The following is a 24,333-nucleotide window of genomic DNA, read 5'->3' as shown; positions in this document are numbered from 1 at the left end:
GAAAATTTTTTTTATAAATTATGAAAAAAAGAACCAAAAACTATTGACTATGAATTTACCAGATGATAACATTTTACATGTAAACAGAAAACGTAAACAAAAAATACTAAAATTAGTATATTATTACACAGCTAGATTTTGAAAAGGAGTTGAAAGTATGGATTTCATAAAACTTTTAAAAGAAGAAAAGCTCACACTAATTGTCAGCCTTCCAGAAAATAATTTGGAATTAGCGAAGGCGGCCTTAGAAGCTGGGGCAGATGTGATAAAGGTTCATATTAATGTGGAGCATAGAGCTAGTAAAACTCATTTTAAATCCCTTAAAGAAGAATTGCCAGTGCTTAAAGAGATGGTAACACTTTGTAAGTTATATAAAAAGTCCATAGGAATTGTAGCTGGTGGTCATGAAAAAATACCTATGGAAGAAATTGAAGGAATAATAAAAATAGGATTTCAATTTATTTCAATTTATGATAAGCATATGAATCCTGAAGTACTTAGTAAGGACTTATACAAAATGGTTGCCATAGATAATGAGTATAATCTAGATTACGTTAATGCCATAAACTCATTACCTATTGATGTTTTAGAGTGTTCAATCATGGCTCCTGAAACTTATGGCCAGCCTCTTACTGTTAGAGAGATAATACAATATAAGGCTATAAGGAATACAACAGACAAGCCTATGGTAATACCAAGTCAAAGAGCAATAACTCCAGAGCAATGTATAATTTTACAGCAAATAGGGGTAAATGCAGTGATGATCGGGGCAGTAGTTACAGGAAAGAGTAGCAGCTCTATTTATAAAGCAACCAGTGATTTTAGAAAAGTAATAGATACTTTTAATAATAAGGAGAAAGATAAATGTATCCATTAAAATTAGTATATATTCCTCTTGATGATAGACCTGTAAATACTAAGGATGTAGAAATATTAGCTGATATAGCTGAGGTTAATTTGAAAATTGCGCCTAAAGAATATTTAGGAAAATTTATGACAAAGGCAGATAGAGATAATATATATAATTGGCTAAGTAATGAAGAAGGCGATGTGCTTGTAATATCCTTAGATATGCTTTTGTATGGCGGCTTAGTGGCTTCAAGAAATATTGATACCTCCTATGAAGAGGCTGTTCAGTTTATGGGAAAGTTAAAGGATTACAAAGAGAAAACTAATATAAAAATATATGCTTTTAGTAACATAATGAGACTATCAATTTCAGTTTTCGGAGAAGAAAGTGAAAAATGGTGGCAGCAAATAAATAAGTATAATGAGCTTAGATATAGGATAGATTGCCTAGGACAGAACCAATATAAAATGGAACTAGAAAAATTAATAGAATCCTTGCCCGAGGAGGTACTCCAGACTTATTTAAGTGCTAGAGAAAGAAATCATAATATCAATAAAATGGCTATAGATTTTGTAAAACAAGACATAATAGATTTTTTAATACTATCTCAAGAGGATTGTTCACCATATGGACTTCATCTATCAGAGCATGAGGTTTTACATAAGATAATCAATGATAAGAGATTAAATAGTAAAATAAATATATTTCCAGGTGCTGACGAAATCGGACAAGTGCTATTGAGTAAGGTTGTTAATGACTTTAATAATATTTATCCTAGGGTATATATTCAGTATGACGATGTTAGCAGCAAGAATGTCATACCAAAGTTTGAAGACAGACCATTAGATGTAAATATACAAGAACATTTAAAAGCTATAGGAGCTGAAATTACAAGAAATATAAGAGAGTGTGATTTTATATTAGCAGTAACTACTCCCAATACTCCTTATATAGATATGTGTGGCAGCGATATGAAGGACTACAATAAGAAAAGTGTTATTAAGAGCTTTGTAAAAACTTTAAAGAAATATATTGAAGAAGGAAAGATAATATCCATAGCCGATATTGCTTGTGCTAATGGCGGAGACCCATACTTATTAGAAGAGCTAAAAGAGAATGGTCTGTTATTAGATATAGCTGGCTATAGTGCATGGAATACAGCAGGTAATACCATAGGAACATCTATAGCTATAGGAAGTATATTGAATACAGTAATTAAAACTAAAAGTACTCTAAAGGAGTCTAAGAAAAAAAGTCTAGAGTTTTTAATAAAAAGATATGCTGACGATTACATTTATCAAAGCATTGTGAGAAACAAAACTATAAAAATTATAAAAGAACAAGGATTAAACATATTTAATATGGGAAAAAAATATGAAAGCATAGATGAATATGTTTGGGAAGAAATGTATCAGCTGTTGAAGGATTATTTTGAAAATCATAAATTTTCTTACATGGGGTTTTCAGGATTTGTTGAAGAAATAAAGCTTTCAGCTAATCTTCCTTGGTATAGGGTTTTCGAAGTAGATTGCGATGTAACGCTGAAAATTAACTAGGAGGAATGAAAAGGTGGATATATTAGAAACTTTAAACTGCGATATTGTAGTGGTGGGAGGTGGACCTTCAGGGATAATGGCTGCGAAAGCAGCAGCAGAGGATAAGGCCAAAGTTATTCTTATTGAAAGAGAAGGTTACCTAGGAGGCTGTGCCACTAAAAGTTTAGTAGTTCCTCTTATGACCTTTCATGCAGGGGAAAAGCAAATAATAAAAGGATATGCTGAAGAACTAATTCAAAGGATTTGCCAAGAAGGCGGTGCTATAGGTCATGTAAAGGATCCCTTAGGAGTTGGAGCTACCTTTACTCCCGTAGATACTGAGGTATATAAATATGCTGCTCAAGAATTTTTATTAGAGTCAGGGGTGGAAATTCTTTATCATTGCGAGCTTTTAGGCTGTGACTTAAATGAAGATAGAATTGAAAACATAACTGTGAATACAAGGTCAGGAGCCTATAACATCAAAGCAAAAAGTTTTATTGACGCCACTGGAGAAGGGCAATTAGCATATTTATCTGGCAATGAAATGAAGCTTGGAAGGGAGAAAGATGGAAAGTGTCAGCCTATGTCTATGATGTTTAAGGTAGGCAATGTTGATATAGAAAAGGTTATAGAGTATGTGGACAATAATAAGGAAGAATTTGTATTAGATTCAATGATTACATCTCTAAAGGAAGTAAAAAGAATAGGAATTGCAGGATTTTTTTCTAAGGTTAAGGAAGCTGCTGAGAATAAAGATTTTACTGTAAGCAGAGACAGAGTATTATTCTTTGAGCTATGTGATAGAGGGGAAATCGCCGTAAATATAAGCAGAGTTATAGATAAAATAGCAGTAAAGAGGTTTGAGTTATCAGAAGCTACTATAGAAGGAAGAAGACAGGTCTTTGAGATATTTAATTTCATGAGAAAATATTTGCCAGGATTTGAAAATGCAAAATTAATTCAATCTGGAGATGAAATTGGAGTTAGAGAAAGCAGAAGGATAAAAGGGGTGTACGAGCTTACTGAATATGACATAGTTAGTGGAAGAAAGTTTGAAGACACTATTGCATTAGGAAGCTGGCCTATAGATATACATGACCCAGAAGGAAAAAATATAGATATAAAAGAGATGAAAATGGGAGATTACTACGGAATACCCTATAGATGTCTTTTAGTTGAAAAAACAAAAAACCTCATTGTAACTGGAAGAGCCATAAGCTGTACCCATGAGGCCTTTGCTTCCATAAGAGTATCTCCCATATGCATGGCTTTAGGACAAGCCGCTGGAACAGCAGCACAATTAGCTTTAAATGCAAATGAAGACTTTCACCAAATAGACTATAAAGATTTAAGCTTACTTCTTAAAAATAATGGTCAGATATTAAATTAATATAAAGGGAGAGGATTAAATGAAAGGTTATATAAATAAGGCATCCTATCTGATTGTTTCTATCTTTATTATGACATCAGTATTTTATAAAACCGTTTACGCCAGAGAAGATGTTAGCAAAGGGCATATAGTTGCTGACAGTATAAACTCTAGTATACCTACAGAGGCATTAGAGGAAAACATGCCAAATTTGGAGCTTATGTATAGGGTATATATTGAAAATGTAGATGGGGGGAAAATATATCAGGAATTTCCAGATGGCTCTAAGAGATACTTGGGGAACATATTAAGAGCAGGTAAGCATCCTACAAGTTCTTCAGCAGGTTTTTGGGCTTCTCACTACGATGCCGCTAATGATGGAACTCATTCTTGCGTTACAGCTTCAGCTTCAAATAATATCCACGTGAGAGTTGGACCAAATGAAAGCTATGATCCAATAAAAGCAGCGAAGATCACTAAAAAGACTGTTCCTAGTTTGTCACCACAAGATATAGAAGCTGAAGGAGTATGGATGCCTAAACAATTTACTATAGGAACAGAGGATGATTACACATATGCAGAAATAAATAATCCCAACAAATTTACTGATAGCATAATTTATACAGACATTCAGGGAGGAAATGAGATATTTGGGGGAGATAGTGGAGCTTTTGTTGGAAACCCAGTACAGTTCTTGGATAATGATGATCAATGGAAATCCTTAGATTTTTATTATAATGGTTCCTATGATAAACCTATCCCTGAGAATCTGAGAATTATTGTAAGTAAGCCTTATACCTCTCATGGTTCACCAAAAAGCATTGAATTTGAAAATTGGGCGGCTGGAGATATCATAAATGGAGAGGTTAAAGAAAAGAATGGAAGAGTTTTATTATATTATGAAGATGGAACTACAAAACACATAGCAGATATAATTCAAAGGGTAAAAGGTACTGGAAGGTTTGGTGGAAGTGAATATTCACATGTTGGAACTTTTAGAGCAAGTCATCCAGGGGTTATATGCCTGTCAACATCTCCAAAGGTAGGAAAAAGCAATTGGGGAAATTATATAAATTACTCTGGAGGAATACAATTTGTCCCTGCAAATCATGCTAAATTTTTATGCTACAATCTAGAACAGAAATCCTTCATAGATAATGCATTCTCCCAACAGCCTCATTATGGAATAATAGCACATGTAGGTGCTGATAAAAAGGATTTATATAATCCTGAATATGCTATAAATGATTCCATAACTTATGATCCTATATGGGAAGCTGTGGCTCCTCTTTATTCTCAGTATTTAAAGCCTAAGTATATAGATGGAGACAGAGAAAATAGCAGCATGTTTGTTGTATCAGAAGACTTCGGAAAATCCTGGCAAGAATGTCCTACAATTATGGGATTAAGCGGATTCGTTGATAACCCTGCTTCCTTTGAAAAATCACCAGTGGCTAATTGGACAAATATAAAAATACATTTGAAGTATTAATAAAGTTATTAGGGGGAATAAAGATGGTATTGAGAACGAGAAGAAACATAACCATAGCGGTTTCTTGTGCATTGATGCTTGGACTTATAAGTAACTTTACTAATAAAGCTGTATATGCTACTAGAAACAATGTTGCTGAGGAAACTAACATAATTGGTGGCGGTGACTTAGACGCTGAAATAAGTCAGGAGAAACTAAAGGATATGTTCCCAGATGAGAAGTTTAGAGAAGTAATAATAAGAAATGTTACTTGGACGGTTCACAATAATCCTCAAAGTATTCCAGATATACAATCCGGTGGAATAACCTTAAGAAAGTTACAAGCATTAGAGTATTTAATGGCTATGGAAGAAGGTATAAAGTCTATAAATGGAATAAGTTATTTAACAAAACTAAAAGAAATAAATTTAGATGGAAATCATATAGAAGAGCTACCTAAAGACATGGCTAAACTAGAAAGATTAGACAAGCTAATTCTTTCCAGAAATAAATTTACCTTTATTTCTAAGGAGATAGGAGAAGTAAAAAATGTACGCTGGTTAGATTTATCTCAAAACAATTTAACAGAACTGCCTAAGGAAATTGGAAATCTAAACAATATAGATAGATTAGATGTTTCTCAAAATAAGATTAAAAGACTGCCAGCAGAAATAAAAAATTTAAGTAAATTAATTAGGCTGGTAGCTTATAGTAATGAACTTACTGAATTCTCACCAGAAATTAGGGATCTGAAAAGTTTAAGGGAAATTAATCTGTTTAATAATAAAATAGAAGGGCTACATGATAATATTGGAACTTTTCCTGCCCTAATGTATTTAAGAGTTTCCAATAATAAGCTCAATAAATTACCAGAAAGTATTTCTAACCTTGCAAACTTGTATCATCTTTCTGCGGCTAATAATAATATAGAGGAATTACCAGAAGCATTATGTAATTTAAGGAAGCTGACAGAATTAGACATAGCACATAATCATATGAGAAAACTTCCAGATAAATTAGGTGAAATAACATCTTTAAAAGAAATAAATGCTATGAACAATGATATGAAGACATTAAGCAATATATCAAAGCTTTCAAATCTTAGGAAGCTAAACCTTGCTAAGAATGATATAAATATCATGGAAAATGAAATGCTTCCTAGCAATTTGCAATATTTAGATTTATCTAATAATGAGTTAGAGAATATACCTCTAGTAGAGAATATTAAACATTTAGAATTAGCTAACAATAATATAAAAAATATTCCAGAAAGCATAGTTGGAGTGAAATCCATAACTTACTTAGGTTTAAATTCTAATGAGCTAAAGGAGATACCTGGTATTTTAGGAGATATGGTGTCTTTGACAGGAATAAATTTATCTAATAATAAGTTAACAGCATTACCTGATGAAATTACTAAGTTAAAGGCACTACAAGGGCTATACCTTAGTGGAAACTCCTTATTATATTTACCAGAGAATATAGGAAATATGGAAGACTTAAGATTTCTAGAAGCAGTAGATAATAGATTAACTTTTCTTCCAAAGTCCATAGAAAATTTAAATAAACTAAAAATAGTAGATTTAAGAAACAATTATTTATCAACTAATAATTTTAAAAAAGAAATCTCTGTTAAATTAAGTGGTAATTTCATACCAGGTGAGTCAGAACAATTAAAGCTAAAAACCATATCCAATAAAAAGATAGAGGTGTCTATAGGTGAAAAAGTTAGATTAATAGATTATATAATGATTGAAGGCAGTGATAGAAAGCTTCATGAAGAAGTAATGAAGGTAGAGCAAATTTCACATAAAGGCATTATAGATATTGAGGGAGAGTCAACAACAATAACTGCTAAGGGAAAAGGAAATGGAAAATTAGTTCTTAGGATTAAGAATTCTGTTGGAAATAATTCTGCTACTACAGTACAGGTAAGAGTAAGGTAAATTTATTAATATGCCTTAGTAGAAATTTATGGGATAAGAAAAAATTAAAGATATCAAATTATTATTTAATATAAATTAATATTATCAAAGGGGAGAGATATATAAATGAACGGAGCATTAAATTTACAAGTTGTTCTCATTCTTATGGTTTTTGTGCTGTGTACAGCGCTAATGATTACAAAGAAGCTACCTACGCTTTTGGCATTACCTTTATTAGGAATTGCTATTGCGGTTATTGCAGGAGTTCCATTTATGACACCAGCAGAAAAAGGCGGACAGACTATAATGGCACATGTTATTAGTGGGGGAAGCATAAGGCTTGCAAGTACCATCATGGCTACTATATTTGGAGCTATGTTTGCTAAGGTAATTCAAAAACAAGGAATTTCAAATGCTATTATAAGAAAAGCTGCGGAGCTGGCAGGAGACAAGCCTCTTGCTATAGCTATAGTATTAACTGCGGCCTGTGCATTAGTATTTTCCACTATAAGTGGTGCAGGAGCGGTTATTATGGTAGCAACAATTGTGATTCCACTTATGCTATCAGCAGGAATTAAAGCAGAAGTGGCAGCTGGCTCTTTTCTTATGGGACTTGGTTTAGGGGGATTATTTAATGTAGCTAATTATCAATTCTATGTAGATGCAATTAAAATGGATATAGAAGTAGTAAAATCATCATCATTGGTTTTAGCTGGTATTTCAATAGTTGTAACCTTAGCTTATATAATAATAAACGTTAAAAAGACTAGTACAAGAAGCACTTGGTCTATGCCTAACACTAATTTTCAAACTAAAGTAGAAAATGATGTAAACATTTTAGCTTTAATAGCTCCAATAGTACCTATTTTATTAGTATTTTTCTTTAAATTTACCGCAGAAGTATCACTAATAATAGCTACTTTATATGCTATTATTGTTACTAAGCCTTCACATATGATACAAGTGTTGACAAGCTCACTGATTGAAGGTATACAAGATGTAGCAGGAGTAATAGGACTTATGATAGGTATAGGAATATTATTAAATGGAGTTTCAGCTACTGCAACAGTAGCACTGATGCAGCCACTTATAAAGTCAGTACTGCCAACTACTCCAATACCATATATAATCGTGTTTACATTAGCATCACCTTTAGCTCTATATAGAGGTCCATTAAATATGTATGGATTAGGTTCTGGAGTTGGAAATGTAATGATAGCAGCAGGTACTTTAAGTCCAGCAGCCATAGGTATGGCCTTAAGATCTACTGGAGTTGTTCAAGGAATATCAGATCCAACTAATACGCACAATGTAATAGTTTCAGATTTTGCTAAGGTTGATGTGAATACAGTATTAAAATCAACATTACCATACACAGTGCTAATTACATTTTTATCATTAGTATATACAGCTGTTGTATTATTTTAAAAAAGTGTTATAAAGTTCAAAGGTGCGTATTTTATGCGCACCTTTACCACAAGGGGAGAAATTAGATATATGAGTAAAAAAGTTAGAATAGGAATTGATGTTGGAGGAACATTTACAGACGCAGTAATAATTGATAATGAAACCTTTGAGGTTATGGCAAAGGCAAAAATCCCTACAACCCATAATGCAAAAGAAGGTGTTGCTAAAGGCATAATGGAAGTAATAAATATAGTATTAGCTGAAAATAACATATTACCGGAGGATGTGGTCTTTATAGCCCATGGAACAACTCAGGCTACTAATGCTTTATTAGAAGGTGATGTTGCTAAAATTGGAATTATTGGTATGGGAAAGGGTATAGAAGCAGAGCGGGTTAAAGGAGAAACTAACATTGATCATATAGAACTATCACCTAATAAATATCTTTATACTTGTCATAGATTCATAGATTCTAATTCTGTAAAGGAGAAGAATGTAGAAGAAAAAATAAAAGAGTTGCAGGAAGAGGGAGCAGAAGTAATCGTAGCTTCTGAAAGTTACTCTGTAGATAATCCTGAGAATGAAATTTTTGTTAACCAGATAGCAATGAAGAATAATATGTATGCAACTGGAGGATACGAGATATCTCAATTATATGGCTTAAGAGCAAGAACAAGAACTGCTATAGTAAACGGAGCTTTAATACCTAAGATGATGGAAACAGCTAATATGACAGAAAAATCAGTGAAAGAAGCCAATATAAAAAAGCCTCTGATGATAATGAGATGCGACGGCGGAGTTATGACTGTGGAGGAGGTAAGAAAAAGACCCATACTAACCATGCTTTCAGGTTTAGCTGCAGGAGTAGCAGGGGCATTAATGTACGAAAAGGTATCTGACGGCATATTTTTTGAAGTTGGGGGAACGTCTACGGACATATCTGTAATTAAAGATGGAAAAGTCATGATTAAAAACTCTCAGGTTGGAGGGCATAAATTATATTTGAAATCTCTAGATGTGAGAACTTTAGGCATAGCTGGCGGCAGTATGATCGTGGTAGAAAACAACAAAATAATTGATGTAGGGCCAAGAAGTGCTCATATAGCTGAAAAAGAATATGAAATATTTGCAAAAACTGAAGAAATTAATGATTGCAGGATAGAATATATCTCACCTAAGCCTCAGGATAAGTGTAACTATGTTGTTATCAGTAATAAGGAAAACAGCTTTGCTCTAACCCTTGCTGGTGCTGCAAATATACTTGGTTATGTTCCAGAAGGTGACTATGCCAAAGGAAATCTGGAGGCTGGGGAAAAAGCTTGGAAAATACTAGCTAAAGAAGTTAATTTGTCTGTAGAAGAAGCTGCAAGGCAGGTTATGAATATAGCTATCAACAAAGTAAAAAGCATAGTTGAAGAGTTAATTTCAGAATATCAATTAAATAGATCAATAACTAGGTTAGTAGGCGGCGGGGGATCAGCAGCTATAATTACCCCTTATTTATCAGAGGCAATGGGTGTTAAATTTAAAATAGCTAAGAATGCTCCGTATATATCCACTATAGGTGTGGCACTAGCTCTAGTTAGAGAGCAAATTGAAAGAAGTGTTATAAATCCAAATGAACAAGATATAAAAAGGATAAGAATGGATGTATTAGAAGCAGTAGTAAAATCAGGAGCTAATCCAGATACAGTAGAAATTTCCGTAGAGGTTGATGCACAAAAAAACATATTAAGAGCTATAGCTAGTGGTGCCACAGAGCTTAGAACAAGGGACCTAACTTCTCAAAAAAAATCCCATGAACAATTGGTAAACATAGTTAATCAGGCTACCGGAGTGTCTAAGGAATCCATAGAGTTAATTGGTAAAGCTGGCAGATGGAATGTTTTTAAAGCTACTAGTATAGACAAGAAGCTATTTGGCATAATGAAAAAGAAAAAAGAATTAATTAGAGTATTAGATGATGAGGGTATTATAAGATTACAAAAGGACAAGGCTAAGGTATTGTGCTGTACTAAAAGAGAATTATTTAATTGTTTTTCTAGTTTTATAGATGATAACACAATATTTTCTGATGTAGGAGCACAAGTGCCTAAATTATTCCTTTTGTTTAATCAAAAGCTTATAGATTTATCAGGAATAATAACTAAAGAACAAGTGCTATCCTTAACTAATTTAGAAATAGAGCTTTTAGATGAAGAAAATAAAATAATTGTTGTGGCTACTCAAGAGATATAGGAGTGGTTTAAATGAAGGAATTAGAATTCTTAAGTGATGAAGTTCTAAGTCTGATGGAACTTAGAGAGGATGTTTTATTTAATAAGATTCCTAAAGAAGATGTTAAATATTATATAGATGAAGCTAACAGAATAGGTAAAAGCAGTGCTGAGGTTTTTAAAAATTCTAATTTAGAGGAAATTTTAAAGGCTAAGTGTATAGATGTAATAATAAAGGAAAGTTGTGAGGTTAGAAAACTCAGCCTCAGAGGAGAAATAATTTTTGAAGATGATAATAAAAAGATAATAATATATAAAGATTCTATTGATCAAATTTACGAAGTTTTAAAAGAGTATAATTTTTCATTAGAGGAACAAGATGTTTACAATATGCATTTAGCCCATGAATTCTATCATTATTTAGAATATAAGAATAAAGCTTATACCAATGACATGTTAAATAAGATAACAGTGTTTTCAATAGGACCCCTAAAAAGAAAAGCTACCATATTAAAAACTAGAGAATTAGCAGCTCATAGTTTTTGTAAGAGTATATTAGGGTTAGAGTTTCATCCTAAACTTTTTGACTATATGTATCTATTAAAGAATAATACCATTTCTTTAGAAGAGTTGAAAAGTTATGCGGAAAATTTGAGTAAAGAGTATTTATAGGAAGGCATAATTCTATAAAATTCAGTCCACCACTGATAAGGTAAAAAAACAGTAGGTGGACTGAAAACTTTTTATAGCTAAATCAATGGTTAAAGAGAATTAAATAATAATGTTCAATTTTTGCAAAACTATATAACTATGGTATAGTAAGTTGTGGTATTTTTTAGGATAAATGCAAGAAATTGAAACTACTCTGCAATTCTACCATCTAACACAAGATCTTCTTTTTTAGTATACCTGTAGGGAATTGAGATTATACTGATAGATTGTGATAAACTGAATAACTACAGGTTTTTAGAATATCTATAAAAAATATCTAAACAACATCCAATAAAAAATTAAAAATAAAACTTTCAAGGATCATTCCCAGCTACATAAATAGCAATGGAATAATCCTTTTTTACTATAAAAAAGTATTAATTTAGTAGAAATTAAAAATATGTAGAAGTATATGTTAAAAATGAATTTATTGTTAAATTATGTTATAATGTAAATGGTATTCTTACTTAAGTAGGAAAAATTTTCTGGGAAATATATTAAAATTTATAAAATAGCAATTGTGCAACATTATGGATAAATAATAACTATAATGACATTAAAAATAGAATTTCATATTTATATTGAATGGGTTAATTCAAAAAATCATAAGAATGAAGGTGTTATAAAGTGAAATCTTATAACAAATTAGTTAGAGATAAAATACCAGAAATAATAAAAGAAGCAGGAAAAACCTGCAATATTAGATATGCTGATGAAAAAGAGCAGCTAAAGCTGTTAGAGGAAAAACTTCAAGAAGAGGTTTCAGAATATATAGAGGCTAAAAATTTGGAAGAGCTGGCAGATATAATGGAAGTTTTATTTGGACTAGCTAAGAATTTAGGGTTTTGTGAAGAAGATCTCTTAAAATGTAGAGAAGACAAGAGAAGTAAAAGAGGGGGCTTTGAAGAAGGGGTTGTTCTTCTTGAGGTATATGAATAATAGAGTTTATTTACCGCAAGATGCAATTATAACAAAAGAGATAGAAGCTCCAGTACCCTGCAGTGAAAAAGTGGACACCAGAACTTTTTCAAGGCTTTTAGATGATAATAAAGTTGTAGCTAGTTATAAGATGTATTGGTTGTTAGGCGTATTAGAAGAGGTAAGCTTAGGAAATAGAGAAATTGAATTTAATAAAATAGTAGCTAGGATGATTGTTAATGCATGGTATCCTCACAAGCAGTACATGCTTAGCTTTGGGCGTTTTGATAACCTTAAGACTCCAATCAATTATGTAGCAGATAATCATGGTTATAAATCCAATTCTAATGAAAAGAAACTGTTAGATTTTCTATGTTCTGGTGAGGATGTCATATTACAGAAAATGATGAAAGATTTAACCAATGAAGTTCCTTATAGATTGCTATCACCCTTCTTTACCACAGAGCTAAATGGGGTTAAGGATCATTATAGAAACAAACTTATAGTGCAGCTATCCTTAAGTAGCGATAGATGCTTATATAAAATCATTAAAGGGGATAAAGATTATATCATTATTAATGAAGATTGGGATAAATATTTAAAGGATAATTATAGGATCATAAAGGCATGGATTTACTATAAATTAGTAGGGTTTTTGCAAAAGAGAAACCCAAACACTCCAGCTATATCTTTTAAACTAGAGGCACCTAAAATTAGAAATCTTACAAAGGCAACAAGGCTTTGGAGTGAAATTATATTGAATAAAGATATAAAAGATATGTATACTGGAAAGCCTTTTAATGAACATAACTATAAAAGCTATGGGGTGTTAAGCATAGATCACTTCGTACCCTGGAGCTTTGTACTGCATGATGAAATGTGGAACCTACTGCCTACATTTAAAAACATAAATAGTTCAAAAAATAACCACTTGATGCCTTATAAAACTTATATTGATGGCTTTTGTGAAATACAATATAAAGCCTTTTCCTATATGTGCAACAAAAATATGGACATTGAACTAGAGGATTATGTTAACATACTAAAACTGGACAATCTTCATGAATACTATAAGAAGAGCAAAGAAGTAGAGTTCAAAAAAAGGCTCAAAGGATGCATACGGCCACTGCATATTATAGCCTTAAATCACGGCTTTGAAGTGAGTAATAAGAGCTTTGCTAATATATGATACTTATAGAAAGATAGAAAACAAGTTATTGTAACTTGGAGATTTTATGGGGATGTTTGATTCAATAAAGAAGAGCTTTTTTGGAAGCAGCTATGAAAGCAAGCTTATGGGGAGTATTAGCAAATTTTGAACCCATTGAAAATAGAAAACCAGAATTCTCGATAATATCAAGAAAAACATTATCTTGGACAAGTAATATTATTAATAAATATAAGGAATGGTGATATTAATGGCATTAATAAAGGATTGTAAATTAGAGAGGATCGAAAAAACCAGAAATTCAGTTCACAAGGAAGTTCAAAGTACATACACAGTTTTTAATGTTGATGATACTAAATATTTTCAGATAGATACATATGGATCAGAGGACAGGAAAATGACTGAAAAGATAAGTCAGTCTATACAATTTGATAATGAAACAGCAAAGTTTTTAGTAAATTTACTTGTAAAAGAGTTTAATATTAATTGATGTGAGGTGTTTTATGAGAACTATTAACTTGCCACCATATGCACCGACTCTTATGGAGTCCACAAGAGCAATAGGGTATTCGCTTGAAACAGCTATTGCTGACATTATTGATAATAGCATTGCAGCGCAAGCATCTAAAATTAGTATTAAATTCTTTCCTGTAGGTGAGCCGTATATTTCAATCCTTGATAATGGGCTTGGTATGACAGGAAATGGACTAAATATAGCTATGCAGTATGGGAGCAAAAATCCAAATGAAAAAAGGGATTTAAGAGACCTTGGAAGATTTGGACTTGGACTAAAAACTGCATCATTATCACAGTGCAGAACATTATCAGTCATTAGCTTGAAAAATGGTGAATTATCAGGTAGAAGATGGGATGTGGATCATGTCCTAAATACAGGAGAATGGTCGCTTATTATACTTGAAGATTACGAAATGAAGCAGATGCCTCAGTTTAATGAACTAATTGAAAATGAAAATGGGACACTAGTGGTTTGGCAAAATCTTGATAGATTAAGTGTTGGAGAAAGTGATTTTGTAACATCATTCGGATTTAAAATGGATGTTGTAAGAGAACATATTTCGCTAGTATTCCACAGGTATTTATCTGGTGAACAAGGGTTAAATAAGATAAAAATATTAATTAATAGCGATAATCTAAAAGCTTCAGATCCATTTTTGATAAAGAAAAGTACACAGCTAATGGATGATGAATCAATAAATATTAAAGGTCAGAATGTTGTTGTTACGCCTTATATATTACCCCACATTTCAAAACTAACTGAATCAGAGATAAGCGATCTTGGGGGTAAGGACGGATTAAGAAAGAAACAGGGTTTCTATGTCTATAGAAACAAAAGATTACTTGTTTGGGGAACATGGTTTAGGCTGATGAGACAGGGAGATCTTTCGAAACTTGCTAGGGTTCAAGTAGATATACCGAATTCACTTGATGATTTATGGACACTGGATATAAAGAAATCAACAGCGGTACCCCCAGAAGAAGTAAGAAAAAATTTGGGCACTATCATCGAAAGGATATCAGAAGGTAGCAAAAGGACTTGGACATATAGGGGGAAGAAAGAAACTGATGATTCCAAAGTTCATGTATGGAATAGGTTAAAGACTAGACAGCTTGGGATCGTTTATGAGATAAATAGAGATTATCCTTTGGTTGAAAGAATGCAGAATATAAGCATAGAGGTGAAAAAATTATTAGAACAGTTACTGTTGCAGATAGAAGGAAATTTACCTTTAAATTCATTATATATAGACTTAACTAATGATGAAAAAGTAGAGAATGAATCTATAGTTTCAGAGAAACAGACTATTGAATTGCTGGATCAGTTATTATCAGGGTGCAGATATGATGAAGAAAGAGAAGAAATGTTAGAGAGATTGCTTCTTGCAGAACCATTTTCAGATTATCGCGAAGCGATAGAGAATAAATTTGGAGGTGAGGAATAAGATGAATAAGATAAATATGGAGATGATTGAAAGATTTATTTCCGCTGCTATAAATACTAAATATAAAGAAGTTCCGCCAACTGAGACTCAGTTTATGAGTGAAGCTGATACTATTAGGAATATGACTCAATCTACCATCCAATTAACTGATGAAGAGTATGAATCTATACTTAAAAAGTTAAAGGCTTCAACAGTTATTATTATGGATGATGGGGTATATATATTTGATCCAGATAGTAAGCATCAATCTTGGCTTCCAGCAAGGCGTGCCGATATAGAGTTTTTTTATTGGGATAGATATAAGAAATACCTTGAAGATGAAAAACGCTGGAATACTAGAGTTACAGCGACACTTGATAAAGTTTCGGATGAAATTATAGATTTATTAGGGGATCCTAAAGATACAACTAATTCTTTTCAAAGAAGAGGGCTTGTACTTGGTGATGTACAATCAGGTAAGACTGCTAACTTTACTGCAATTTGCAACAAAGCTGCAGATTGTGGGTATAGGGTTATTATAGTTTTAGCAGGAATTATGGAGAATTTAAGAATACAAACCCAGGAAAGACTAGATACTGAATTTGCAGGAAGGCGGAGTAAATACCTGCTAGACCCTAAGGCAGATCAAGCTATAAAAAATACACCTTTTGGTGTTGGAAGAATAAATCCTAATAAAAGAATTTCATGCTTTACATCCGTAAATACAGATTTTAACTCGGTTATTTTGAAAAGTAATGATTTGACACTTGCAAATATTAGCGAACCAGCAATTTTTGTAGTTAAGAAAAATAAAAGGATATTAAATAATCTTCACAGTTGGTTAGTTGCAAATAATGCAGATACTAAAAACAAAATAAATCTACCGTTACTTCTAATTGATGATGAAGCAGATAATGCATCTGTAAACACTAGAAATGAAGATGAGAATCCGACGGCAATTAATTCAGCTATTAGAAATATACTAAATAGTTTTTATCAAGCGTCCTATCTTGGAATCACGGCAACACCTTTTGCAAATATATTTATTAACCCAGAAACAAAAGATGATATGTTAGGCGATGAATTATTTCCAAGAGACTTTATTTACTCTCTATCACCACCATCAAATTATATCGGTGCCGATGCTATTTTTGGTATTGAGGCACCTTATACTAGCTCTATTTTAGATATTAAGAATGAAGAGATGAATAAATTTTTTCCGTTTAAACATAAAAAAGATATTGATGTGTATGCATTACCACCAAGTATGATTGAGGCAATGGGCTATTTCATGATTGTTAATGCAATTAGAGATTTACGAGGTGATAATTCAGAACACAGATCAATGCTTATAAATGTTAGCAGGTATACCGATGTACAAACAAAAATTAGCGAGTTGGCGAATGAATGGCTTATAAAGGTTAGATCAGAGTTAAGAAACTATGCAGCATTAAATGAAAGTGAATCATCACAGATACATTCTATAAAGCTTTTAAAGGCAATTTGGGATAAGCATAAACTGGAAGAGGTTGCTGGATGTTCATGGATAGATTTGCAGCAAAAGTATTTATATAAAGCAGTAATGCCAATTGACGTTAGAGCAGTTAATCAGAGGACAGGCTCAGCAAGTTTGGATTATTATGCACATAAGTCTGATGGTTTTAGAGTTATTGCTGTAGGGGGGAATAGCTTATCTAGAGGATTAACTCTTGAGGGGTTATGTGTAAGTTATTTTTATAGAAATTCACAAATGTATGATACTCTATTACAAATGGGAAGATGGTTTGGATATAGAGAAAATTATGATGATTTATTTAAAATATGGATGGCGGAAGATGCAGTTGATTGGTATGGGTATATAACTGATGCAACTAACGAGTTAAAGCTTGAAATAGCAAGGATGAGAGCAGTTAAGCAAACACCTTCAGAGTTTGGGTTAAAGGTACGCCAAGACCCTAATTCACTTATTGTTACTGCAAGAAACAAGATGAGAACAGGTACACAAGTGAGTAGGCCTATTACAGTCTCTGGTAGACTTCTTGAAACACCAAGACTTAAGAATGATAAGGATGTCCTAAAGGCTAATGAGCAAGTATTTAAATTATTTGTTGCAAATTTAGATAGTATTGGATCATATGCAGGACATTGCCATAATGCAAAATTGTGGAGGGGTATTCCTAAGAATTTGGTGGCAAATCTGCTAAGAAATTTCGATACACATCCATGGCACTTAGCTTTTCAAGGGAGAGCTCTTGCTGATTATATAGAAAGTGATAATGAATTGCTTGAGTGGGATGTAGCAATTCCGCAAGGAAGTTGTAAAGAACCATATGTTTTTGCAGGCGCCTATAATGATATTGAAGTTTATCCTTCTATTCGTACGGTGGTAGAAGATAAAAAGATGATACTTATTAATGGTACGAAGGTTAAGGTAGGATCAGGTGGATCAACAAAGATTGGCTTGTCTGAAAAAGAGATAGAAAAGGCAAAAGCCGATTTTGCAGCGCTACATCCTGAAAATCCCCAAAAATCACCATCTGATAGTGCATATTTGATTAAGGGGAGAAATCCTATATTAATGTTGCATGTAATTAAGAGCAAATCAGAAGATGGAAAAGAGCTGTCACCTAATATACCTGAGCATTTATTTGCATTAGGGGTCGGTTTTCCAGCTACTGAAAAAGGCACAAAGGTTGCTAATTATGTTGTCAATATGGTTGATCTTAAAAATTGGATTGATATGGATGAAGATGAGGATGATGAAGATGCTATCTAACAAAGAATTATTAGAAAAGTGGAATTCAATTCCGTTTTATGGTGGAGGCTTTAAGAGAATAGATGATACTCATCCACTTGAATGGTATATTGGCTATGAAGATATCAATCAGAAGACATTACTTCTAGTAACAAACTTTAAACCAAGTAACATTGCATCTTCAAAATCAATAATTGCCTCGACAGGTCAAAGGATCGATGGTAAATGGGCATTATCTTTGCGTTTAATCAAAAAGCATAATGAGGATGTATTTATACGTTTATGCTGGGATATTATTGAGTTTTCCAGAGATAAATTTTTCGGACAGGAATCTATTGACTATATTGTAGAAAGATATAGCCAATGGCTTAAGTTAATGGAGTATGAACGACCTGATCTTATGGACGAGTTAAATAGAAAAGGGCTTTTGGGAGAAATGTTATATCTGGAGAAAAGAATACAAAACGGCATGGATGTACAAGTAGCTGTAGAAGGGTGGATTGGACCAGATGGAGCTGATCAAGATTTCGTTTATGCTGATGGTTGGGTAGAAGTAAAGTGCACAGGACCATCCTCCAATGCAATATCAATATCTTCTGCTGAACAGCTAGATGCTGAATTACCTGGATTTCTCTGTGTATATTTTTTAGATAAGACAACACTAGAAAATTCATATGGATTTACCTTAATGGAGAAAGTTGAACAATTAAGGTGTATGCTTGCAAGTAATAAAAAAGCAAAAGAAGTGTTTGAAAATAAGATTTTTAAATATGGGTACTCTGATAGGCAAGAATATAATGATCAGAAATATCGATGTAATGGCGTGAATAATTACAAAATTGATAGTAATTTTCCAAGGCTTATAAAAAACAATATACCGCCTGAGGTAGAAGCGGTAAAATATAGTATAAGTCTATCTGCTATAGAAAACTGGAAATTTAATTAGGGGTGAATGGGAATGGATATTCAAGATTTTCGTAAAGATTTTCTTGAGGATATAAAATCAACAGCGGCCACCATTGGGGAGGGCTCATCATCAGCTTTTGTAAAAATCTCTACTGAATATTTGGAAAGTGCTGAAGTTTTACCAGACTTCACGCCTTCATTTTACATTGGAACAGGTAAGAATAATAGGAAACTTAGGGTTGATGGATATGCTTTTGACGAATTTGATTTTACGATGAATCTAATAATAGCAAATTATTCTGGAAGTGAAGAGGAGAGTATATTAAAACGTTCACAAGCAATTCAAATTTTCGATAAACTATTTTACTTTATTCAAGAATCATTTGGAAATAAGTTGTATAAAGAGGTTGAGGAAAGTACGCCTTGTTCAGATTTAATAGAGTTGCTACGTACTAATAAAAATAGAATTAGAAAGTACAGATTATTATTATTAACAGACGGGTTTATGAGTGATCGTATTGACACACTTCCTTCTAAAAACATTGATGATATTCCAGTGGAATTTCAAATTTGGGACATAGAGAGATTGTTTAAAGTTTGTTTCTCAGACTTGGGAAGACAAAATATAGAAATTGATTTTAAAGCATACACAGGAAAAGGAATACCGTGTCTTGAGGCAAGTGGTGCATCAACTAGTGACTACACAAGTTTTCTATGTATCATTCCTGGGGAAGCGTTGGCAGATATTTATGATTACTTTGGAAGTCAATTACTTGAAGGAAATGTAAGATCATTTTTATCTACTAAAGTTGCTGTAAATAAAAAAATACGAGAAACAATATTGAAGTCACCAAATATGTTTTTCGCATATAATAACGGAGTATCGGCAACAGCAATGGACTTAGTTATAGAAGATTTACAGGATGGTAAATATATTACTTACGCAAAAGATTTCCAAATAATAAATGGAGGACAAACTACTGCCTCACTATCTAATGCTAGGCATAAGGATAAAGCAAACCTTAAAGATATTTTTGTTCAGATGAAATTAACGGAAATAGATTCTAATCCAGATAAATCTGGAGATTTAATACGAAATATATCAAGGTCTTCTAATAGTCAAAATAAAGTAAGTGATGCGGACTTTTTCTCCACTCATCCATTTCATATCAGGATGGAGCAAATTTCAAGAAGATTATATGCTCCAGCTGTGGGGGGAACACAGTATGACACAAAATGGTTTTATGAGAGAGCAAGAGGGCAATATTTACAGGCTCAAATGCGTATGACAAAGTCAGAGAAGAATAAGTTTGTAGCGCAACATCCTAAGAGACAATTGTTAACTAAAACAGATTTTGCAAAAGTAAGAAATTCATGGAGAGGTATACCACATATAGTTAGCCGTGGAGCACAAACTAATTTTATGAATTTTGCAGAGTGGATAGATTCTGAATGGTCTAATTCAGATGATAAATTTAATGAAAAATATTTTGAGGAGTCAGTTGCGTTGGTTATATTATTTAAGCATACGGAAAATGTTGTTACACATCAACCTTGGTATGAGCAAGGTTATAGAGCAAATATAGTTACTTACTCTATTGCGTTATTAAATAAATTAGCGAAGTCTCAATTTCCGGGTAAGGAAATTGATTTGCAATCTATTTGGAATCGTCAATCAGTACCTGAAGTAATAACAAATGAATTAATAAAAATTACAAAAGTTGTATTTGAAACAATAACAGATCCTAAAAGAGATACAATAAATGTAACTCAATGGTGTAAAAGAGAAGCTTGCTGGATTAGAGTAAAAGACAAAAAAATTGTATTAGATAATCAATTTGAAAAAGTTATTATTGAAAAGTCTGAAATTAAATCTGCTGAGAAAGAGGCAAGAAAAGATCAGAAAATAGTTTCTGATCTTGAGGCTCAAACGAAGGTGTTAGAATATGGTCCGGAAAACTGGGGAAGAGTTCTTGATTTTATATTGGCAAAGAAGTTGTCAACTCCTGAGGGGATCGCAGCATTAAGAATAGCAACTAAAATACCTTTAAAATTACCAAATTCATATCAATGTCAGAAGTTATTAGAAATTCTTGATATAGCTTGCTCGGAGGGATATAAAATATCTTAAAGTTTTTATTAGAGTATATTTAATTGAGCAATAAATAATAAAGGACTATATAATTTTCAAAATGTCAGCATTATTATATTTTGTTGTTACTTTACTAGCATTGTCGATTCTGATATTATGTAATGTAGTATAATAGAAGGCAAATGTATAATTATAAGAGAATATATATTTATAAGAATTATAATACACTTTTATGCGGTTATAACAAACTTATAATTTGAAATGCTAATTCAAATTAACTGTTGAAGGGAAAAATATTTACAGGGTGAATTTAAATGAAAAAGTACACAACAATAGATTTGTTTGCCGGTGCGGGTGGATTAAGTTATGGCTTCCTGGAAACTGGAAAATTTGATGTGAAAATTGCTGTAGAATATAATAAAAATGCTCAAAAAACTTATATAAAAAATCATAGAGATGTTGATATTAAATCTGATATAACAAAAATAACAGATTCAGATTACAAAAATATTAGAAAAAAATATGGGGACATAGATATAATTATCGGAGGACCACCATGTCAAGGTTTTTCAAATGCTAATCGACAAAGAAATGAATTAATTAGCGGTAATAATCAATTAATTAACCAGTATATTAGGGCAGTTGAGAACCTTGAACCGAAAGCTTTTGTAATGGAAAATGTTAAAATGATTAAATCAGACAAACATAAATTTTTCTGTAGTAAGGAAACTGAGAAAGTTGTAGAAAAATTAGGTGTTGAGCTAAAAAAAGAAACAATAACAATTGCTGAAGCTACAATATGTCCAGATGAATTTATTGAATTCTTGAAGAGGGAACAATTTTTAGATGTATATATATTAGAACAAAAAAATTATATAAAATTGAATACTATATATCGTAAATGTAAAACACCCGAGAAGTTAAATGAATACTTTCAAAAATCTGAATTGGCTATAAAAAAGATCATAGTGGACCTAGAAAGTACTAATATAAGATTTTGGAATCCTTACTATCGTGAAATTTTTAATAAGACAAAAGATTCGATACGCACATTTTTAGTTAGCAGAACTGGTTATGAAAGTATAAAAAATAATTTAAAAATAATTATAGAGACTCAAAAAGCAATTTATAAAATGAAGGAAGTTAGAGATCATGATATAATTCTACTGGACATGATCGTAGAGAAAAACAATATATGTTTAGTTGTTAATACTTATAATGTTATTGACTATACAATTAAGAAGTTTGTGTCTATGGGTTATGCTGTAAAAGGGGATGTTCTTAATGCTGTTAACTTTGGTGTACCTCAAAGTAGAGAAAGATTTATACTTATTGGTGTAAAAAGTGTTTATTTGAAAAAAAATGATGTAGAGTTGCCGGAGCCAGTACTGAAAACAGATAGAGAATTTTATAAAATAGGGGATGCAATCAAGGACTTAGCTGAATATGATACATCAACAAGTGTTGAAGCTTTGGCTGTTCAGAAAGATATTAAAGAAGGAATAATTCTAAATCCCTTACAGAGATACCTTAATAATGATAACATGATCTATAATCATATTACCACAGATACTAGGGATACAGCATTGGGGCGTTTTGAGAAATTAAAGCCTGGACAAAATTTTCATGATTTAGACGATGATCTTAAGACTACGTATAGCGATCCAACTAGGACACAGAATACTATATATTTGCGTTTAAACTATGAGATGCCATCTGGTACAGTTCTAAATGTCAGAAAGTCAATGTGGATACATCCAGAGAAGAATAGAGCTATCAGCATAAGGGAAGCAGCTAGACTGCAGTCTTTTCCAGATTCATTTAAATTCTATGGGACCAAAGACTCTCAATATCAACAGATAGGAAATGCAGTGCCGCCTTTACTTGGAAGGGCCATTGCTGAGAAATTGTTGGAATTACTTGGTGATGAACCGGATGAAAAATTAAGTGATATAATAGTGAGAGAAGATCATGCAGATTAACAGATATTAAATACTAGATATAACAAAGCCATGAAGATGATAGGAAAATCAACAAGGAAAGAAGTAGAGAAAAATATCTTTGCCAATCCTTTTAAAAGATTTGAAGACATGCGATTTATGAAACGCAGCAAAGAATTAGAATATGTGGAGTTTAATAAGAACATATGGAAAAAGCTAAGCGCAGAAGAAAAAATATGGATTGAAGAATGGTGTGACAAAAAACTGGAGGAATATTATGGACGAATATCTTAATGATAATGGAACTGAAAGAAAATTAAAAGTTGGCAGTATATACAAGCATTTTAAAGGAAATGAATACCTTGTACTACACAAAGCAAAGCACTCCGAAACCTTAGAGGATTTGGTTGTATATCAAGCACTATACGGTGAAAGAGGCATATGGGTAAGACCTCTAAAAATGTTCTTAGAGCAAGTAGAAATAGAAGGCAAACTTGTGAATAGGTTTCAGGAAAAGGAAAAGTAACATAATGAATGCATATGTAATAAAAATTATTAATCTAAAATTTTAAACTGCTGATAGTTATTGTCAGCAGTTTTTATTAGATTCCAATACAGAAACTCATAATTGATATTCTCTCCCTCTTATGATAAGATCGGATCACTTATCATAAGTGAAACTATGGCAAATTAATATTTTACAAAAGAAAACCATAATAATGGAGGAAAGAGTCATAATGAAAGGATTAGCTAATGCCATTTATAAGGGTTTTAAGGATAAGGAGTTTTTTACTTTAAAAGATGCTTACAAGCAAAATTAAGACAATTCATTAAGCAATGATTTAAAAGAGCTTAACCTTAATATTAGATGTATTTAGATCCATTATCTCCTTTTAGGTCTACATATAAAAGTCTATAAGCCGAGTTCTGTATTTAACAACAAATAACATAGGATATATTTAAATCTCTTCTTCTATTTTTTTATTTTATACCATCCCTATTTATATTTTTATAATGGCAGACAAATTAGTTATTACTCATTTAAAGCCCAGAGCATACAGTGTGTCACTTTTGGAGTTATTTTGCACTATGAATAAATATAAAAAGTCCAATTTCTCAACATTAAA

At 32.1% G+C, this 24,333-nt stretch carries 19 protein-coding genes; all 19 read left to right on the top strand.

The window, feature by feature from the left end; genetic code table 11:
* The first annotated feature begins 157 nt into the window (after positions 1-157).
* The 19 genes from BUA82_RS15705 to BUA82_RS15620 all read left to right on the top strand — a co-directional run bounded on the left by BUA82_RS15705 (position 158) and on the right by BUA82_RS15620 (position 23,732).
* A complete protein-coding gene (locus tag BUA82_RS15705; RefSeq protein WP_073010375.1) occupies positions 158-877 on the top strand; it encodes a beta/alpha barrel domain-containing protein in 720 nt (239 codons plus the stop codon).
* Entirely contained in the window at positions 865-2,406 is a 1,542-nt protein-coding gene (locus tag BUA82_RS15700) for a DUF4127 family protein (protein ID WP_073010372.1), read from the top strand. The genes BUA82_RS15705 and BUA82_RS15700 overlap by 13 nt, the downstream gene beginning before the upstream one ends.
* 13 nt (positions 2,407-2,419) lie before the next feature.
* Complete coding sequence (locus tag BUA82_RS15695; RefSeq protein WP_083599980.1) at positions 2,420-3,778, top strand: FAD-dependent oxidoreductase; 1,359 nt, start codon at positions 2,420-2,422, stop codon at positions 3,776-3,778.
* 19 nt (positions 3,779-3,797) lie between these two features.
* Positions 3,798-5,249: a hypothetical protein gene (locus BUA82_RS15690; protein ID WP_073010370.1), complete on the top strand. Its 1,452-nt coding sequence runs from the start codon at positions 3,798-3,800 to the stop codon at positions 5,247-5,249.
* A 23-nt stretch (positions 5,250-5,272) separates the two neighbouring features.
* On the top strand, positions 5,273-7,174 hold the full coding sequence (locus BUA82_RS15685) for a leucine-rich repeat domain-containing protein (RefSeq protein ID WP_073010367.1): 1,902 nt from the start codon (positions 5,273-5,275) through the stop codon (positions 7,172-7,174).
* 105 nt (positions 7,175-7,279) lie between these two features.
* Positions 7,280-8,581 (top strand): transporter, encoded by a 1,302-nt coding sequence (locus tag BUA82_RS15680; RefSeq protein WP_073010364.1) that lies wholly within the window; start codon positions 7,280-7,282, stop codon positions 8,579-8,581.
* A gap of 69 nt (positions 8,582-8,650) precedes the next feature.
* Positions 8,651-10,798, top strand: coding sequence for a hydantoinase/oxoprolinase family protein (locus BUA82_RS15675; RefSeq protein WP_073010610.1), 2,148 nt, complete (start codon positions 8,651-8,653; stop codon positions 10,796-10,798).
* Positions 10,799-10,809: 11 nt separating this feature from the next.
* The gene (locus tag BUA82_RS15670) at positions 10,810-11,448 is read left to right on the top strand and encodes a hypothetical protein (protein WP_073010361.1); all 639 of its coding nucleotides are present in this window, start codon (positions 10,810-10,812) and stop codon (positions 11,446-11,448) included.
* A gap of 666 nt (positions 11,449-12,114) precedes the next feature.
* Positions 12,115-12,426: a nucleoside triphosphate pyrophosphohydrolase gene (locus tag BUA82_RS15665; RefSeq protein ID WP_073010358.1), complete on the top strand. Its 312-nt coding sequence runs from the start codon at positions 12,115-12,117 to the stop codon at positions 12,424-12,426.
* Positions 12,419-13,594 carry an HNH endonuclease domain-containing protein gene (locus tag BUA82_RS15660; RefSeq protein WP_073010355.1) on the top strand — a complete coding sequence of 392 codons (1,176 nt, stop codon included), beginning with the start codon at positions 12,419-12,421 and terminating at the stop codon, positions 13,592-13,594. Before BUA82_RS15665 ends, BUA82_RS15660 begins: the two co-directional genes overlap by 8 nt.
* A 92-nt stretch (positions 13,595-13,686) precedes the next feature.
* A complete protein-coding gene (locus tag BUA82_RS21150; protein ID WP_278321592.1) occupies positions 13,687-13,818 on the top strand; it encodes a hypothetical protein in 132 nt (43 codons plus the stop codon).
* A gap of 5 nt (positions 13,819-13,823) precedes the next feature.
* Entirely contained in the window at positions 13,824-14,063 is a 240-nt protein-coding gene (locus BUA82_RS15655) for a methionyl-tRNA formyltransferase (RefSeq protein ID WP_083599979.1), read from the top strand.
* Between the two features lie 13 nt (positions 14,064-14,076).
* A complete protein-coding gene (locus BUA82_RS15650; RefSeq protein ID WP_073010349.1) occupies positions 14,077-15,534 on the top strand; it encodes an ATP-binding protein in 1,458 nt (485 codons plus the stop codon).
* A gap of 1 nt (position 15,535) precedes the next feature.
* Positions 15,536-18,289: a Z1 domain-containing protein gene (locus BUA82_RS15645; RefSeq protein WP_073010346.1), complete on the top strand. Its 2,754-nt coding sequence runs from the start codon at positions 15,536-15,538 to the stop codon at positions 18,287-18,289.
* Positions 18,258-19,214, top strand: a complete 957-nt coding sequence (locus BUA82_RS15640) for a PD-(D/E)XK motif protein (RefSeq protein ID WP_207650310.1) — start codon at positions 18,258-18,260, stop codon at positions 19,212-19,214. Before BUA82_RS15645 ends, BUA82_RS15640 begins: the two co-directional genes overlap by 32 nt.
* A 12-nt stretch (positions 19,215-19,226) precedes the next feature.
* Positions 19,227-21,305, top strand: a complete 2,079-nt coding sequence (locus BUA82_RS15635; RefSeq protein WP_073010339.1) for an AIPR family protein — start codon at positions 19,227-19,229, stop codon at positions 21,303-21,305.
* A gap of 275 nt (positions 21,306-21,580) precedes the next feature.
* Complete coding sequence (locus BUA82_RS15630; RefSeq protein WP_073010337.1) at positions 21,581-23,248, top strand: DNA cytosine methyltransferase; 1,668 nt, start codon at positions 21,581-21,583, stop codon at positions 23,246-23,248.
* A gap of 30 nt (positions 23,249-23,278) precedes the next feature.
* The gene (locus BUA82_RS15625) at positions 23,279-23,500 is read left to right on the top strand and encodes a hypothetical protein (protein ID WP_178140749.1); all 222 of its coding nucleotides are present in this window, start codon (positions 23,279-23,281) and stop codon (positions 23,498-23,500) included.
* Positions 23,484-23,732 (top strand): DUF1653 domain-containing protein, encoded by a 249-nt coding sequence (locus BUA82_RS15620; protein ID WP_073010334.1) that lies wholly within the window; start codon positions 23,484-23,486, stop codon positions 23,730-23,732. Before BUA82_RS15625 ends, BUA82_RS15620 begins: the two co-directional genes overlap by 17 nt.
* Positions 23,733-24,333: the final 601 nt, after the last annotated feature.

Origin of the sequence: Clostridium amylolyticum, from assembly GCF_900142075.1 — a bacterium.
GTDB lineage: Bacteria > Bacillota > Clostridia > Clostridiales > Clostridiaceae > Clostridium_AA > Clostridium_AA amylolyticum.
This window is presented reverse-complemented; position numbering and strand designations above follow the sequence as displayed.

Coding starts and splice junctions, on each gene's coding strand:
- BUA82_RS15705 (WP_073010375.1), top strand. CDS start 158: ATGGATTTCATAAAACTTTTAAAAGAAGAAAAGCTCACACTAATTGTC.
- BUA82_RS15700 (WP_073010372.1), top strand. CDS start 865: ATGTATCCATTAAAATTAGTATATATTCCTCTTGATGATAGACCTGTA.
- BUA82_RS15690 (WP_073010370.1), top strand. CDS start 3,798: ATGAAAGGTTATATAAATAAGGCATCCTATCTGATTGTTTCTATCTTT.
- BUA82_RS15685 (WP_073010367.1), top strand. CDS start 5,273: ATGGTATTGAGAACGAGAAGAAACATAACCATAGCGGTTTCTTGTGCA.
- BUA82_RS15680 (WP_073010364.1), top strand. CDS start 7,280: ATGAACGGAGCATTAAATTTACAAGTTGTTCTCATTCTTATGGTTTTT.
- BUA82_RS15675 (WP_073010610.1), top strand. CDS start 8,651: ATGAGTAAAAAAGTTAGAATAGGAATTGATGTTGGAGGAACATTTACA.
- BUA82_RS15670 (WP_073010361.1), top strand. CDS start 10,810: ATGAAGGAATTAGAATTCTTAAGTGATGAAGTTCTAAGTCTGATGGAA.
- BUA82_RS15660 (WP_073010355.1), top strand. CDS start 12,419: ATGAATAATAGAGTTTATTTACCGCAAGATGCAATTATAACAAAAGAG.
- BUA82_RS21150 (WP_278321592.1), top strand. CDS start 13,687: ATGAAAGCAAGCTTATGGGGAGTATTAGCAAATTTTGAACCCATTGAA.
- BUA82_RS15655 (WP_083599979.1), top strand. CDS start 13,824: ATGGCATTAATAAAGGATTGTAAATTAGAGAGGATCGAAAAAACCAGA.
- BUA82_RS15650 (WP_073010349.1), top strand. CDS start 14,077: ATGAGAACTATTAACTTGCCACCATATGCACCGACTCTTATGGAGTCC.
- BUA82_RS15645 (WP_073010346.1), top strand. CDS start 15,536: ATGAATAAGATAAATATGGAGATGATTGAAAGATTTATTTCCGCTGCT.
- BUA82_RS15640 (WP_207650310.1), top strand. CDS start 18,258: ATGAAGATGAGGATGATGAAGATGCTATCTAACAAAGAATTATTAGAA.
- BUA82_RS15635 (WP_073010339.1), top strand. CDS start 19,227: ATGGATATTCAAGATTTTCGTAAAGATTTTCTTGAGGATATAAAATCA.
- BUA82_RS15630 (WP_073010337.1), top strand. CDS start 21,581: ATGAAAAAGTACACAACAATAGATTTGTTTGCCGGTGCGGGTGGATTA.
- BUA82_RS15625 (WP_178140749.1), top strand. CDS start 23,279: ATGAAGATGATAGGAAAATCAACAAGGAAAGAAGTAGAGAAAAATATC.
- BUA82_RS15620 (WP_073010334.1), top strand. CDS start 23,484: ATGGACGAATATCTTAATGATAATGGAACTGAAAGAAAATTAAAAGTT.